This window comes from Mesorhizobium sp. M0074, assembly GCF_040322975.1.
Taxonomy (GTDB): Bacteria; Pseudomonadota; Alphaproteobacteria; order Rhizobiales; family Rhizobiaceae; genus Mesorhizobium.
This window is the reverse complement of the sequence record NZ_JAMYUM010000008.1, coordinates 217,473-230,909: the sequence shown is the minus strand read 5'-3', so window position 1 is coordinate 230,909 and position 13,437 is coordinate 217,473. Positions and strand designations below refer to the sequence as shown.

The window sequence follows — 13,437 nt, the reverse complement described above, 5'->3', positions numbered from 1 at the left end:
CTGCGTGGATTTCCTCAATTCCGCCCTCCCGCATCGACCACGAATCCGCCTATAGTGCCCCATGCCGATCCGCCAGCTTTCCGAAACGATGATCAACCAGATCGCCGCCGGTGAAGTCATCGAGCGTCCGGCAAGCGTGGTCAAGGAACTGGTCGAGAACGCGCTGGATGCAGGCGCTACCAGAGTCGAGATCGTCACCGCCGGCGGCGGGCTGAACCTGATCCGCGTCAGCGACGACGGCTCGGGCATTCCGGAAAAAGAACTGGCGCTGGCGATCGCGCGCCATTGCACCTCCAAGCTCGCCGACAACATTCACGACATCCGTTCGCTCGGCTTTCGCGGCGAGGCCTTGCCGTCAATCGGCTCGGTGGCGCGGCTGTCGATCCGCTCGCGCACCGCGTCCAGTGAAAACGCCGCCGAGATCGGTATCGACGGCGGCCGCGTCTCCGCGGTCAGGCCGGCGGCGGCCAATCGCGGAACCACGGTCGAGGTGCGCGACCTGTTCTTCGCCACGCCCGCAAGGCTCAAATTCATGAAGGGCGAGCGCGCCGAAAGCACGGCCATCGGCGACGTGGTCAAGCGCATCGCCATCGCCTTTCCCGCCGTGCGCTTCACCCTGGCCGGCCCGGACCGCTCGACGCTGGAACTGCCGGCGACCGACGACAGCCCGGAAGGCCGGCTGCGCCGGGTGGCGCAGGTGATGGGCGCCGACTTTCCGGACAATGCGATCGCCATCGACGCGATGCGGGACGGCGTGCATCTCGCCGGCCATGTCTCGGTCCCCTCCTTCACCCGCGCCAACGCGCTGCAGCAATACGCCTATGTCAACGGCCGTCCGGTGCGTGACAAACTGATCGCCGGCGCCATTCGTGGCGCCTTCGCCGACGTGCTGCCGCGCGACCGCCATGCCGTCACCGTGCTGTTCCTGAGGCTCGATCCGGCGATCGTCGACGTCAACGTCCATCCGGCCAAGGCAGACGTGCGCTTCCGCGACCCGGGGCTGGTGCGCGGGCTGATCGTCGGCGCCATCCGCGAAGCGCTGGCCAATGCCGGCATCCGCGCCGCCACCACCGGGGCCGCCGGCATGATGACCGCGTTCCGGCCAGGCGCCGCATCCTATGCGCATGGCGGCCCGGCCAACGGTCACCGCAGCTACGAGGCCGCCTATCGGGCATCGGGCTTTTCCGGGTTCGATCCTGCCCGTTCGCCGCAGCGGCCGCTCAATATGGGCGACGGGTTCGGCGAGGACGAGCAGGCGGCCTTCGACGCCGGGCCGCTGCACAGCGCCGATGCGCGCGCCGGGCAAAACGAAGCGGCGGAAACGCTGCTCGGCACGGCGCTGGGCGCGGCGCGCGCGCAAGTGCACGAGAATTATATCGTCGCCCAGACCAGGGATTCGCTTGTCATCGTCGACCAGCATGCGGCGCATGAGCGGCTGGTCTACGAGGCCTTGAAGAACGCCCTCCACTCACGCGCGGTGCCGTCGCAGATGCTGCTGTTGCCCGAGATTGTCGATCTGTCGGAAGAGGATGCCGAGCGGCTTGCCAGGCATTCCGAGACGCTGGCCCGCTTCGGCCTCGGCATCGAGCGCTTCGGCCCCGGTGCCGTCGCGGTGCGCGAGACGCCGTCGATGCTCGGCGAGACCAACGTCCAGCAACTGGTGCGCGACCTCGCCGACGAGATCGCCGACAACGACACGGTCGACACGCTGAAGGAGCGGCTGGACAGAATAGCCGCGACCATGGCCTGCCACGGCTCGGTGCGTTCCGGCCGCCTGCTCAAACCGGAAGAGATGAACGCGCTGCTGCGCCAGATGGAGGCGACGCCCGGCTCCGGCACCTGCAACCACGGCCGCCCGACCTATATCGAGCTCAAGCTGGCGGATATCGAGCGACTGTTCGGGCGGCGATAAGGAACTCGCAGGGCGCAGCCCCCACCCGGACCTTCGGTCCGACCTCCCCACAAGCGGGAGGTAGGGAGCCCTACCCGCCGACGCCTCGCGAGGAGCTTACCCTCCCCCTTGTGGGGAGAGTCGCTGCGAAGCAGCGGGGTGGGGGGTACGAAAAGAGCCGCTGTACAGCGGCTCTTTTCGAGTCAGGCACAGCCCCAAACCCTTTGCTCACCTCTTCAAATTCACCACGATGACGCCGCCCAGCGCCAGCGCGCCGCCGAAGATGCCAAGCAGCGTCGGCACCTCGCCCAGCCAGAAGAAGCCGATCAGCGTCGCCATCGGCGACACCAGATAGAGGAAGTTCGAGGCACGCGCCGCGGGCAGGCGGGAAAGCGCTGTTGCCCAGGCAGCGTAGGCGATCAGGCTGGGTACGATGCCGAGAAAGATGACGGCGCCGAGCCCGGCGGTGTCGGCGACCGCCGCCTGCGCCAGACCGCTCGGCAGGAACGGCGACAGGCAGAGCGCGCCAAGCACCATGTTCGAGGCCGAGATCGTCAGCGGGTGATGGTGGGCAAACAGCGGCTTCTGGACGATGGTGTTGACGGCCGAGCACAGCGCCGAGCCGAGGACAAGCAGCGCACCATTGTTGAAATGCAGCCCTTGCCCCTCGCCCATGGCGATGATCCCGATACCGGCGAAGGACAGGAATGTGCCGGCCCAGGCGAGGCCCGAGAAGCGTTCGCCGAGCAGCGCCATGGCCATGATGGCGGTGAAGATCGGGCTGACATTGATGATGAAGCCGGCCGCACCGGCCGAAACGGTCAGCTCGCCGAAATTGAGCATCACCGTGTAGAGCGCGACGAAGACGGCACCACCGAAGACAAAGCGCCAGAGTTCATCGAGCCTGGGCAGCGCCGGCCGCTTGACCGCGAGGAAGATCGCCGCCGGAACCGCGGCGATGGCAAAGCGCAGCGCGCCAAGTTCCAGCGGCCCGAAAGCGGCAAGGCCGGCGCGGATCGCCGGAAAGGCGGAGGCCCAGCCGACCACCGTCAGCGCCACCGCGATGGCAGCCGTGGCATCCATGCGCTGTGTCGTATTCAACGTGCCGGTGTAAGCGCTCATCTGGGTGTCCTCGCGATCCAATGCCATGAAGTAGAGAAACGCTATTGCGGGTCGGTTGACAAACGAACAAATCGAGCATCACCTGTGACTATGGATCACAGCTTAGACCCGATGCTGCCGCTCGAAACGCTGCGCGCCTTCGACGCCGCGGCTCGGACCGGCAGCTTTTCGGCGGCGGCCGAGAAGCTCAACATCACTCACGGCGCCGTCAGCCGGCAGATCGCCAAGCTCGAGGGTTGGCTCGGGCTGAAAGTCTTCGATCGCGGCGCGCGCGGCGTCTCGCTGACCATCGAGGGCAACCGGCTGCATCTGCGCACCACCGAAGCCTTTGCCCTGATCGCCAGCAATTCGGATCGCTGGGTCGAGCCGCGCGGCACGGCGGTGGTGCGGCTGACCTCGATCCCTTCGGTCAGCGGGCTGTGGCTGATGCCGCGTATGGCGGCGCTGGAGAACCACCCGTCGAAGCTGCGTATAGTGCTCGACGTCGACATCCGCCAAGGCGATCTTGCCGACGAGGGCATCGACCTGTCGATCCGCTGCGGGCGCGGTCGCATTCCGGGCCGGATCTCGGTGCAGCTTTTCGAAGAATATGTGTTCCCGGTCGCCTCGCCGGAATTGGCCAGGGAGATCGGCCGCGGAGATCCTGCCCGGCTGCTCGAATTTCCGCTGATCAACGATTCCGACGCTTCGGCCTGGCGCGCCTGGTTTGCGGCGCAGGAGATGGACTATCGGCCGCGGCCGCACGACCGCCGTTTCGAGGACTACAATCTGGTGCTCGACGCCGCCGCGCACGGGCTCGGTATTGCGCTGGCACGTCCGCCGTTGACGGTGGACCAATTGAAATCGGGCCGCATCGTCGCCGTCGACGAACGCAGTGCGCTGAGCCCGATATCCTACTGGCTCGACCGGCCGCTGGGGCGCCCGCGCGCCGCCGCCGCCGAACTCGCCCGGCGCATCGCCGTCCAGGCCGGGCTGCCAGCGAAGAAGATCGAGCAGTTTATCACCGCCGAGGAATGAGAAGCGCGTCGCGTTCGACCGGCCTCATGCGACGCGCTTCAGGTTCTTGTGTTTATGCATGTCGCGCAAAACCGCTGCACACTTTTGCGCGACATGCATTGGCATCCGCTTTGCCGGCTTGTTCGAGCAAGTGTCACCAGAAACAGAACCACGCGAGGCCAACCGAGCTTGACCTCGCCGCAATTTGTGGCGATGACATCGTCATGAATTTCGGCACCACCCCATGATGAACCGTTTCGAAGGACCCGGCGGCAAGGAAGCCCGCATCCGCTATCTCGACGGCGACTTCCAGGTGACCAGCCCCGGCGCCTTCGTGCGCTGCGCGGTGACCGGCGAGAGCATCCCGCTCGACGAGCTCAAATACTGGAGTGTCGCCAGGCAGGAACCCTATGTGAATGCCGCCGCCTCGCTGCGCCGCGAGATCGAAGCGCATCCGGAACTGCGCCGCCGACGCTAGTCCAGCGCAATGAAAGCCGCCCCGTTGCGATCCTGCGCCCTCTGCCGCGGTGTCAGGCCGGCAACACCGAAACCTTAGAGGCCATGAAATAAAAAACCCGCCTCAAGTTCGAGGGCGGGCCACCGGCGAATCATCACTATACCCAAATTACTAGCATAGCTGCCGGCACAAAGCAAGAACAAAATACGTTCGACCGGCGGAAAGCCGCAAATTCCAGTCCCGCATTGCCTCGGTGCTCACGCTTCTGGTCAGCCTTTAAGCCGGCGCTGCCGCCAGGCATCCAGCGTCTCGTCGATGATGCGTTGCGGCACATGGTCGAGCTCGAAGACGGTGTCGATCTCCAGCACATCGAGCCCGTCGAGGAATTCCGGCGGTGCCGCGCCGTGACGCAGGCGGGCAGCGTCCTTGGCGGTGGTAATGAGACCAAGCCCGGCTTTACGTGCTGTCGCCGCCAATTCGGCAAGCTCGTCCGCACTGTAGAAATGATGGTCAGGAAACGGTCGGGTCAGCGCAAGCTCGCCGCCGGCCTCGGCTACGGTGTCGAAAAACCTGTCGGGATGGCCAATGCCGGCGAACGCCAGGAACCGCCTGCCGGCCAGCGTCACCTTGCTGCTCGGGGCAGTGTGCGCCTCGAAGATCGGCCTGCCGGCACGCGCTGCCTGGCGCACGACCGTATCGGCCGCGGTGCCCTCGCCCATCTTCAGCAAGGCGCTGGTGAAGACCAGTTGGTCGACGATCTTTGCCCGCAGCGGCCCGCCGGGGATGACGCGGCCATTGCCGATGCCATGGCGCGCATCGACAACGACCAGCGCATAGTCGATGTGGATACGCGCGCTCTGAAAACCGTCATCCATGATCAGGAAATCGCAGCCGAGCTTCTCCAGCAGAAGCCTGGCGCCGGCGGCCCGGTTCGGCGTCACCGCGACCGGGGCGTGTTCGGCCAGAAGCAGCGGCTCGTCGCCGACATGCTTGGCGGCATCGTGGTGCGGATCGACGATATGCGGCTGCGCGAAGGAGCCGCCATGGCCGCGCGACAGGAAACCCGGATTAAGCTGCATGCGCCTGGCCTGCTCGGCCAGCGCGATCGCCACCGGCGTCTTGCCGGTGCCGCCGACGGTGAAGTTGCCGACGCAGAGCACCGGCGCCTCGACCTTTTCACGCGGCGCGTGCCGCATGCGGCGACCGGCGACAAGCGCATAGACGGCGGAGAGCGGCGACAGCGCCGTGACCCGCCAGTCCGGCTCTTCCCACCAGAAGGGTGGCGCTTCCGAGGTCACGTCAGCGCCCGTTCGCGCCCTTCAGGCGCGACTTGACGACCAGCGGCTGGATATAGGGCTCGAGCGACCTGAGCGTATGCGCCAGCGCACCGCGCATCTCGTCGACCGTCGCCGCACCCGCCGCCATCATCTCATGGCGGGCCGCCTCGTTGGTCAAAAGGAAATTAACGGCGCCGGCCAGCATATCGCGGTCGCGCACCAGCTTGGCGCCGCCGCTATCGAGCAGGCGCTGATAGGCCTCGCGAAAATTCTGGACGTTGCGGCCGGCAAGCACCGCGGTCTCCAGCATGGCTGGTTCCAGCGGGTTCTGGCCGCCCTCGGAAGTCAGCGAACGGCCGACAAAGGCAATTTCCGTCAGCCTCAGATAAAGCCCCATCTCGCCGATCGTGTCGCCGAGCAGAATATCGGTGTCGGCGGTGATCCTGTCGCCCTTGCTGCGCTGCGCCAGCTTCAGGCCCATGCCGGAAATCTGGGCGGCCAGCTGCCCGGCGCGATCGGGATGGCGCGGCACGATGATCGTTAAAAGCCCGTGGTGGCGCTTGTGCAGCATGGCGTGAACTTCGGCGGCGACCGCCTCTTCGCCGTCATGGGTCGAGATCGCCGCCCAGGTCGGGCGGCCGCCGATCTGGCGTTTCAGCGCCGCCAGTGCCCGCTCGTCGGCCGGCGGCGGCGCGGTGTCGACCTTGAGATTGCCGGATACAGTGACCGGCCGGGCGCCGAGCGAAAGGAAGCGCTCGCCATCGAGATCCGACTGGGCGACGACATGGGCGAGATTTTCGAACAATGCTTCGGCAATGTTGGCGCGCTTCTTCCAGGACTTGAAAGAGCGGTCGGACAGCCTGCCGTTGACCAGAACCTGCGGCACGCGGCGGGCGCCGAGTTCCAGGATGGTCATCGGCCAGATCTCCGATTCGGCGATGATCGCCAGGTCCGGCTGCCAATGGTCGAGGAAGCGGCTGACCGCCGGCTTGAGGTCGAGCGGCACATATTGGTGGATGATGCGGTCGCCCAGCCGTTCTTCGGCGACCTGCGCCGAGGTGACCGTGCCCGTCGTCAGCACGATGTTGACGCCGTAATCGAGAATGCTCTCGACCAGCGGCACGACGGCGATGGTCTCGCCGACGCTGGCTGCATGGATCCAGATCACCGGGCCTTCGGGGCGCTCGCGTCCGGCGACGCCGTAGCGTTCGCGCCGGCGAATGCGATCCTCCTTGCCTCTGGAAGTGCGCCAGGCGACATAAGGCCCGGCCAACGGGTAGGCGGCCGCCCCCGCGAAACGGTATGCGGTCAGGAAGGCGCGCGCCCAGCGCACACTCATTTCGAACCGTCCACAAGGCGATAGGCCTCGGCGGTCGCGGCATTAAGCGAGGCCGTGACCTCCTGGCGCTTGCGTTCCATTTCGGCGGCGTCGGCGTTGGCCGGCACGAAGACAGGCGTGCCGACGACAATCGAGGAGCGGCCGAAGGGCAAGTTGATCGTCGTCTTGTCCCAGCTGCCCTCGATCACCTTGCGGCGGCTGGTGGCTATCGCGGCAGGCAGGATCGGCCGGCCGGACAGCCGCGCCAGAAGGACGACGCCGAGCCCCGCATCGCGCGGCGTGCCGTGGGGAATATCAGCAATCATGGCGACATTCTTGCCGGTGGCGAGCGACTTTTTGAGGGCGATGAGCGCCTTGGCCCCGCCCTTGTCGAGATGCCTTGCGCTTTCGCGCCCGCCAGAGCCGCGCACCGCCTCGATGCCGAATTTCTCGACCATCAGCGCGTTGAGCTCGGCATCGGCGCTGCGCGATACCATGGCAACCAGCGGCCGTCCCTTGGGATAGTAGGCCGGGGTCAGCAGGTGCTGGCCGTGCCAGAGCGCGATGATGCCAGGCTCGAGCTGCGCATAGGCGCCGCCGGAAAACTTGGCCGATCCGTCGACCATGCGGTTGGTCAAGCGGACAAGGCGGACGAAATACGCAAACAGCGCGGCAAGCGCATTCTTGACGAATCGCGACTGCGCCAGCGGTTCGCGGATCTTGCGCCAGAACGTCTTCGGCTTGCGACGTCTGACCGCCGACCGCGGGGCTGATCGCTTGACCGCTTCATGGTTCATCGATGTCAACCGACAGCCTTGTTTTCGGGGTCGAGCAGGCGGTGCAGGTGAACGACGAAATAGCGCATATGGGCATTGTCGACGCTAGCTTGCGCCTTGGCCTTCCAGACGGCGTGCGCCGATTGATAGTCCGGATAGATGCCGACAATATCGAGCGCGTCGAGATCGCGGAATTCGGTGCCGCCCAGCTTCTTGAGTTCGCCGCCGAACACCAGGTGCAAAAGCTGTTTCTTTCCGTCTTCAGCGGCCATGTCGATCCTTCACATATCGTGAGTTTGGGACAGGTCTAGACCAAAGCCGCCGACTTTGGAACTATTGATAGTGGTCAATTGTCCAGCCCGGCGATGACGCCGGCGAGCACGGCGAGGAGTTCGCCGCTGCCGGCGGCGAGCGGTCCGTGACGGATCACTTCGCCGGCATAGAGCGGCGCGCGGCCATGCCGATCGAGCAAGGCGCCGCCTGCCTCGCGCAGGATGAGATCGGCCGCGGCGATGTCCCAGTCATGCGCGTTGGCCTTGACGAAGGTGGCATCGAGCTGGCCGCCGGCGATCATCGCCAGCCGGTAGGCGAGCGAAGGAATATAGAGCACGCGCTTCAGCCGTTTGTGCCATTTCGCCGGCATCAGGTCGATCATCGCCTTCGGTCCGGCGATTTCGGCCGTTTCCGACGGCGGACGCACGCTGATGCGCCTGCCATTCAGGAACGCGCCCTCGCCCGGCAGCGCCCAATAGATTTCGCCCTTCGCCGGGCAGTCGAGCACGCCGGCAAGCGTTCGGCCGTTCTCGACCACAGCGACGCTGACGCACCATGTGGGCAGCCCTTCGAGGAAGCCGCGCGTGCCGTCGATCGGATCGACGACAAAGGTGCGGCGCGCGACGAGCCTTACCGGGTCGTCGACGGTTTCCTCCGACAGCCAGCCATAATCCGGCCGGGCCGCCAGCAAGGTCTCGCGCAGATATTTGTCGGCGGCGTGATCGGCTTCGCTGACCGGCGAGGTGCCGCCCTTCATCCACACCTGCGGATTGTTGTTGAAGTACTGCATGGCGATGAGTCCCGCCTCGCGGGCGGCATCGCGCAACAGCTGCAGGTCTTCAGTAGCGCCGGCCGAGACGGCCGGGTCAAGCTCCGGCAAGGGTCATTCCTTCGATCAAAAGCGTGGGCGCGGCAGTGCCGAAATTGCGGTCGAGATCGCTCGCCGGAACCATGTTGAGGAACATCGTCTTCAGATTGGAGGCGATGGTCACCTCGGCGACGGGATAGGCCAGCTCGCCATTTTCGATCCAGAAGCCGGAAGCGCCGCGGCTATATTCGCCCGTCACCATGTCGACGCCCTGGCCGAATACTTCGGTGACGTAGAAGCCGGTCTTGAGCGACTTGATCAGCTCTTCCGGCGTATTTTCCCCGGGCTCGATGGCGAGATTGGTCGACGACGGCGAGACCGACGAGCCGCTGCGCGAGCCGCGCCCATTGGTGACGAGGCCGAGTTCCCGAGCCGCCGAAGTCGACAGGAACCAGTGGTTGAGCACGCCCTTGTCGACCATGAACAGTTTTTCGCCCTCGACGCCTTCGCCGTCGAACGGGCGCGAGGCCTGTCCACGGCGCCGGAGCGGCTCGTCGGTGACGGTGATTGCGGCCGAAGCCACCTTCTTGCCCATCATGTCGCGGAGAAAGCTGGTCTTGCGCGCGACCGCGGCGCCATTGATGGCACCGGCAAGGTGGCCGGCAATGCCGCGCGCCACACGCGGATCGAACACCACGTCGACAGGCCCGGTCGCCGCCTTGCGCGCGCCAATGCGGCGTACGGCGCGCTCACCGGCCTTGCGGCCGATGTCTTCCGGCGCGTCGAGATCGGAAAAATGCTGGCGCGAGGAGAATTCGTAGTCGCGCTCCATGCCGGTGCCCTCGCCGGCGATCACGCTGGTCGAGCGTGAAAAACGCGAGGCGACGTAATGGCCGACGAAGCCGTGAGAGGTGGCGAGCACCAGGCCGCCGAGCCCGGCACTGGCGCCACTGCCGGCCGAATTGGTGACGCCCTTGACGGCAAGCGCCGCCGCTTCGGCGGCAAGCGCTGCTTCCTTCAACTGGTCCGCCGACACCTCGGTGGCGTCGAACAGATCGAGGTCGCGCGGTTTCTTGACCAGCAAGGCCGGGTCGGCGAGGCCCTGATAGGGATCTTCGGGGGACACCTTGGCCATGGCGACGGCGCGCTCGGCCAGCATATTGGGGTCGGATGCCGCCGTTGCCGAAACGCTCGCTACCCGCTTGCCGACGAAGACGCGCAGCGAGACGTCCTCGCTCTCGGACGCCTCTGTGCCTTCGACCTTGCCAAGCCGCACCGACACGCCGGTCGAGCGGCCGCGTACCGCAACGGCATCGGCGGCATCGGCGCCGGCCCGTTTGGCAGCCTCGACCAGGGCCGCGACGCGATCGGTCAGTTTCGCTGCGTCGAGCGTATCGGTCATGCGCATGATCCTGTTATTTCCGGCCGGCTGAAGGGCAGCCGCTGCTGCACCATCTATTGTCCCGATGCGCCTTCTGCAATGGCGAAGCGGGCAAACCGGGTGCATCAAGCGCCGAAACAGGACCGCAGGCCGCAGGCGGATGAACGGCGAGCGAGATCGACAATCCCTCAGGAAGCGGCCACCGGCGTCCAGATCACGTCGTCGATCCTGAGCGCGCCGGTGGCAAGCATCACCAGCCGGTCGAAGCCGAGCGCGGCGCCGCTCGCCTGCGGCATGATGGCGAGCGCGGCGAGGAAGTCCTCGTCGATCGGGTAGCGTTCGCCATAGACGCGCTGCTTCTCATCCATTTCGGCGGCAAAGCGCAGGCGCTGCTCGGCCGGATCGGTCAACTCGCCAAAGGCGTTGGCGAGTTCGACGCCGCAGCAATAGAGCTCGAAGCGCTCGGCGGTGCGCGGATCGTCGGCGCTCGGCCGGGCCAATGCCGCCTCCGAGATCGGATATCCGAAAAGAATGGTGTTGCGCCCCTGCCCAAGCGCCGGCTCGATTTTTTCGACCATCACCCGGCTGAACAGGTCGGCCCAATTGTCGTCGGGCGCGGTCCGCAATCCGGCCTGGACCAGGGCGGCATGCAACCCCGCGCGGTCGGTGCTGCCATCGGCTGCAACCGTCGCCAGCAGATCGATGCCGGCATGGCGCATGAAAGCTTCGGCGACGCTCAACCGTTCCGGCTCGGCGAACGGATCGGCTTCACGGCCGCGGAAGCTAAAACGCTTCGCTCCGGCCCGTTCGGCCGCCAGCGCTACGAGCTCGGCGCAATCGCGCATCAGGCTCTCATAGGTCTCGCCGACGCGGTACCATTCGAGCATGGTGAACTCAGGATGGTGCAAGGGGCCGCGCTCGCGGTTGCGCCAGACAGCCCCGAGGCTGAAGATGCGCTCCTCGCCGGCGGCAAGCAGCTTCTTGCAGGCGAATTCCGGCGACGTGTGGAGGTAGAGCGGCTGGCGCTGCCCGTCCGGCCCGATCGCCTCGGTGGCAAAGGCCGACAGGTGCGCTTCATTGCCGGGCGAGACCTGCAGGGCCGATGTCTCCACCTCGACGAAGTCGCGGCGGCCGAACCAATCGCGCATCCCGGCGGCAATGGCATTGCGCAGGATCAGCCGCGGCCGGCGGTCGGCGTGGACATGCGGCGTCCACCACGGCGAGGCGGCGGTCATCGGCTTCAGGGGAATTGCACAGAGGGCTGGCGATTGCGGCCAAGATGCGCTAGGCCGCACGCAACGGCCTCTCCAGCCGATTTGCGCCAACAAATTTTATCAGGATGGAAACCCGTGAAGGTCATCGCCAGCTCCTTACGCAAAGGCAACGTCGTCGAAAAGGACGGCAAGCTTTATGTGATCCTCTTTGCCGAAAACATTCATCCTGGCAAGGGTACGCCGGTCACCCAGCTCGACATGCGGCGTATCTCCGACGGGGTAAAGGTTTCCGAGCGTTACCGCACCACCGAGCAGGTCGAGCGCGCCTATGTCGAGGAGCGCGAGCACACGTTCCTCTACCGTGACGGCGAAGGCTTTCACTTCATGAATCCGGAGAGCTACGACCAGGTCGCGGTGCCGGAAAGCGTGATCGGCGACATGGCGCCCTATCTGGTGGAAGGCATGCCGGTGCAGATCTCGCAATACAACAACATCGCCATCTCGCTGGTACTGCCGCAGCGCGCCACTTTCGAGGTGGTCGAGACCGAGCCGGTGACCAAGGGCCAGACGGCGTCCTCGTCCTACAAGCCGGCAACGCTGTCCAACGGCGTGCGTACCCTGGTGCCGCCACACATCAGCGCCGGCACCCGCGTGGTGGTGATGACGGCCGATGGCGCCTATGTCGAGCGCGCGAAGGATTGAGGCGCGAAGTCTGACACGCCTCGCCGAAAGCGTCGCGGCGGCCGGTCATCGTCTACCGCTTTGTGCCAGGGGCTTTCGAGCATTGGGACGCTGCACGCAGACCGAAGCGTCAACGCCCTGCCAGTTCTTTCCTATTGTACGACGCCAGCGGGCAATCTCTGAGCCTCGAGCAACGCCGACCGTCCCTTTCGCCAGGTGCCAGGTGGAATGCCGACGAACTTTTTGAAGGCGCGATTGAAGGCGGCTTCCGACTCGTAGCCGACCTCGGCACCCGCTTGCGCGATGCTCATTTCGGGCCGTTCGAGCAAGCGTCCTGCCAGTTGCAGACGCCAGCGAGCAAGATAATGCATGGGGGAGACCTCGACATAGTGGGTAAAGCGGCTCGCAAACGCCGTGCGCGAGAGCCCTACTTCGCGGGCGAGCCGGTCCAATGTCCATTCCTCCCTTGGGCGAGCGTGGATGAGCCGGAGCGCCTCGCCGACGTGTGGATCCCGTAGGCCTGACAGCCAGCCGCGCGAATCGTCGGGGAGGGTCTCGAGATGGCGGCGGATGATCTCGACAAACATCAGCTCGCTCAGCTTGGCGAGTATCGTTTCACAGCCCGCCCGCCCACTGCCGCCTTCGGCCAGCGCCAGCCGAAAAAGGTCGATAACCCAACTGCTTCCATCGGCGGGCTTGCGGGCACACAGGATGGCCGGCAATGCGGCCAGGAGAGGATTGAAGGGACGCGCATCGCAGCCAAGATACCCGCAAATGAATCGGGTCCGCTCGTCTCCGCCGCCACCATGGATCACCGCGAACGGCAGGCTCTCGTCTATCGGCCGATAATACATCGCCATATTGGGTTCGCCCCGCGCCCCCGGCGAGGAGCTCAACACGTTCGGAACACCACCGGGGAAGACAACGACATCACCGGCGTTCACGAGCACCGGCGGCACCGAATCGTCTCCCAGCGCGGCCCAGCACGAGCCCGACATCACGGCATGAAAAGAAATGATGTGCTCTGCCTCCGGCATGACGGCGGCGGCAATGTCGGCCGTGCCCGGCGACTCGCCAACCCAGGGAGAGCTGGCGTCGACGTCGAAATAGATCGCACCGGTGAGGCGAACGGCTCGGAGCACATCGGAAAGGACATCCATGCACTGCACCTCCGGAAACGATCGGCTACTCCCTTTGACAACGAGTTTTTCGGTCAGGCATCGAACTATCCGGCAATATGGCC

Annotated in this window: 13 protein-coding genes; 4 read left to right on the top strand and 9 right to left on the bottom strand. The window is 65.7% G+C overall.

Annotated features, from left to right (window positions below):
• Window positions 1-61 precede the first annotated feature (61 nt).
• Window positions 62-1,912, top strand: coding sequence for a DNA mismatch repair endonuclease MutL (mutL, locus tag NKJ73_RS13885; protein ID WP_352569794.1), 1,851 nt, complete (start codon window positions 62-64; stop codon window positions 1,910-1,912).
• A gap of 207 nt (window positions 1,913-2,119) precedes the next feature.
• On the opposite strand, the gene NKJ73_RS13880 is transcribed toward mutL, so the two are convergent.
• Entirely contained in the window at window positions 2,120-3,013 is an 894-nt protein-coding gene (locus NKJ73_RS13880) for a DMT family transporter (RefSeq protein WP_352474383.1), read from the bottom strand.
• Window positions 3,014-3,124: 111 nt separating this feature from the next.
• Between NKJ73_RS13880 and NKJ73_RS13875 the strand changes: the two genes are divergently transcribed.
• Both NKJ73_RS13875 and NKJ73_RS13870 read left to right on the top strand, forming a co-directional pair.
• Window positions 3,125-4,030, top strand: coding sequence for a LysR substrate-binding domain-containing protein (locus tag NKJ73_RS13875; protein ID WP_352569793.1), 906 nt, complete (start codon window positions 3,125-3,127; stop codon window positions 4,028-4,030).
• Window positions 4,031-4,253: 223 nt separating this feature from the next.
• Window positions 4,254-4,487: a DUF2093 domain-containing protein gene (locus NKJ73_RS13870; RefSeq protein ID WP_031211156.1), complete on the top strand. Its 234-nt coding sequence runs from the start codon at window positions 4,254-4,256 to the stop codon at window positions 4,485-4,487.
• A gap of 248 nt (window positions 4,488-4,735) precedes the next feature.
• Here NKJ73_RS13870 and lpxK read toward each other — a convergent pair whose 3' ends face one another.
• The 7 genes from lpxK to epmA form a co-directional block, all read right to left on the bottom strand.
• The gene (gene lpxK / locus NKJ73_RS13865) at window positions 4,736-5,764 is read right to left on the bottom strand and encodes a tetraacyldisaccharide 4'-kinase (protein WP_352474385.1); all 1,029 of its coding nucleotides are present in this window, start codon (window positions 5,762-5,764) and stop codon (window positions 4,736-4,738) included.
• Between the two features lies 1 nt (window position 5,765).
• Window positions 5,766-7,082 carry a lipid IV(A) 3-deoxy-D-manno-octulosonic acid transferase gene (gene waaA / locus NKJ73_RS13860; RefSeq protein WP_352474386.1) on the bottom strand — a complete coding sequence of 439 codons (1,317 nt, stop codon included), beginning with the start codon at window positions 7,080-7,082 and terminating at the stop codon, window positions 5,766-5,768.
• Entirely contained in the window at window positions 7,079-7,858 is a 780-nt protein-coding gene (locus NKJ73_RS13855; protein ID WP_023717166.1) for a lysophospholipid acyltransferase family protein, read from the bottom strand. The genes waaA and NKJ73_RS13855 overlap by 4 nt, the downstream gene beginning before the upstream one ends.
• A gap of 5 nt (window positions 7,859-7,863) precedes the next feature.
• The gene (locus NKJ73_RS13850) at window positions 7,864-8,109 is read right to left on the bottom strand and encodes a DUF4170 domain-containing protein (protein ID WP_023674378.1); all 246 of its coding nucleotides are present in this window, start codon (window positions 8,107-8,109) and stop codon (window positions 7,864-7,866) included.
• A gap of 74 nt (window positions 8,110-8,183) precedes the next feature.
• Window positions 8,184-8,990 (bottom strand): 3'(2'),5'-bisphosphate nucleotidase CysQ, encoded by an 807-nt coding sequence (locus NKJ73_RS13845; RefSeq protein WP_352569792.1) that lies wholly within the window; start codon window positions 8,988-8,990, stop codon window positions 8,184-8,186.
• Window positions 8,977-10,320: a TldD/PmbA family protein gene (locus NKJ73_RS13840; RefSeq protein ID WP_352457105.1), complete on the bottom strand. Its 1,344-nt coding sequence runs from the start codon at window positions 10,318-10,320 to the stop codon at window positions 8,977-8,979. Before NKJ73_RS13840 ends, NKJ73_RS13845 begins: the two co-directional genes overlap by 14 nt.
• A gap of 167 nt (window positions 10,321-10,487) precedes the next feature.
• Entirely contained in the window at window positions 10,488-11,534 is a 1,047-nt protein-coding gene (gene epmA, locus NKJ73_RS13835; RefSeq protein ID WP_023674375.1) for an EF-P lysine aminoacylase EpmA, read from the bottom strand.
• 114 nt (window positions 11,535-11,648) lie between these two features.
• Between epmA and efp the strand changes: the two genes are divergently transcribed.
• The gene (gene efp / locus NKJ73_RS13830; protein WP_352569791.1) at window positions 11,649-12,215 is read left to right on the top strand and encodes an elongation factor P; all 567 of its coding nucleotides are present in this window, start codon (window positions 11,649-11,651) and stop codon (window positions 12,213-12,215) included.
• Window positions 12,216-12,346: 131 nt separating this feature from the next.
• Here efp and NKJ73_RS13825 read toward each other — a convergent pair whose 3' ends face one another.
• The gene (locus NKJ73_RS13825) at window positions 12,347-13,354 is read right to left on the bottom strand and encodes an AraC family transcriptional regulator (protein ID WP_023674373.1); all 1,008 of its coding nucleotides are present in this window, start codon (window positions 13,352-13,354) and stop codon (window positions 12,347-12,349) included.
• Window positions 13,355-13,437: the final 83 nt, after the last annotated feature.

Bases quoted from the DNA above. Each gene is read 5' to 3' on its own strand.
- NKJ73_RS13825 (WP_023674373.1), bottom strand. From the start codon at position 13,354: ATGGATGTCCTTTCCGATGTGCTCCGAGCCGTTCGCCTCACCGGTGCG.
- NKJ73_RS13840 (WP_352457105.1), bottom strand. From the start codon at position 10,320: ATGACCGATACGCTCGACGCAGCGAAACTGACCGATCGCGTCGCGGCC.
- NKJ73_RS13850 (WP_023674378.1), bottom strand. From the start codon at position 8,109: ATGGCCGCTGAAGACGGAAAGAAACAGCTTTTGCACCTGGTGTTCGGC.
- waaA (WP_352474386.1), bottom strand. From the start codon at position 7,082: ATGAGTGTGCGCTGGGCGCGCGCCTTCCTGACCGCATACCGTTTCGCG.
- NKJ73_RS13855 (WP_023717166.1), bottom strand. From the start codon at position 7,858: ATGAACCATGAAGCGGTCAAGCGATCAGCCCCGCGGTCGGCGGTCAGA.
- NKJ73_RS13870 (WP_031211156.1), top strand. From the start codon at position 4,254: ATGATGAACCGTTTCGAAGGACCCGGCGGCAAGGAAGCCCGCATCCGC.
- mutL (WP_352569794.1), top strand. From the start codon at position 62: ATGCCGATCCGCCAGCTTTCCGAAACGATGATCAACCAGATCGCCGCC.
- NKJ73_RS13880 (WP_352474383.1), bottom strand. From the start codon at position 3,013: ATGAGCGCTTACACCGGCACGTTGAATACGACACAGCGCATGGATGCC.
- NKJ73_RS13875 (WP_352569793.1), top strand. From the start codon at position 3,125: ATGCTGCCGCTCGAAACGCTGCGCGCCTTCGACGCCGCGGCTCGGACC.
- epmA (WP_023674375.1), bottom strand. From the start codon at position 11,534: ATGACCGCCGCCTCGCCGTGGTGGACGCCGCATGTCCACGCCGACCGC.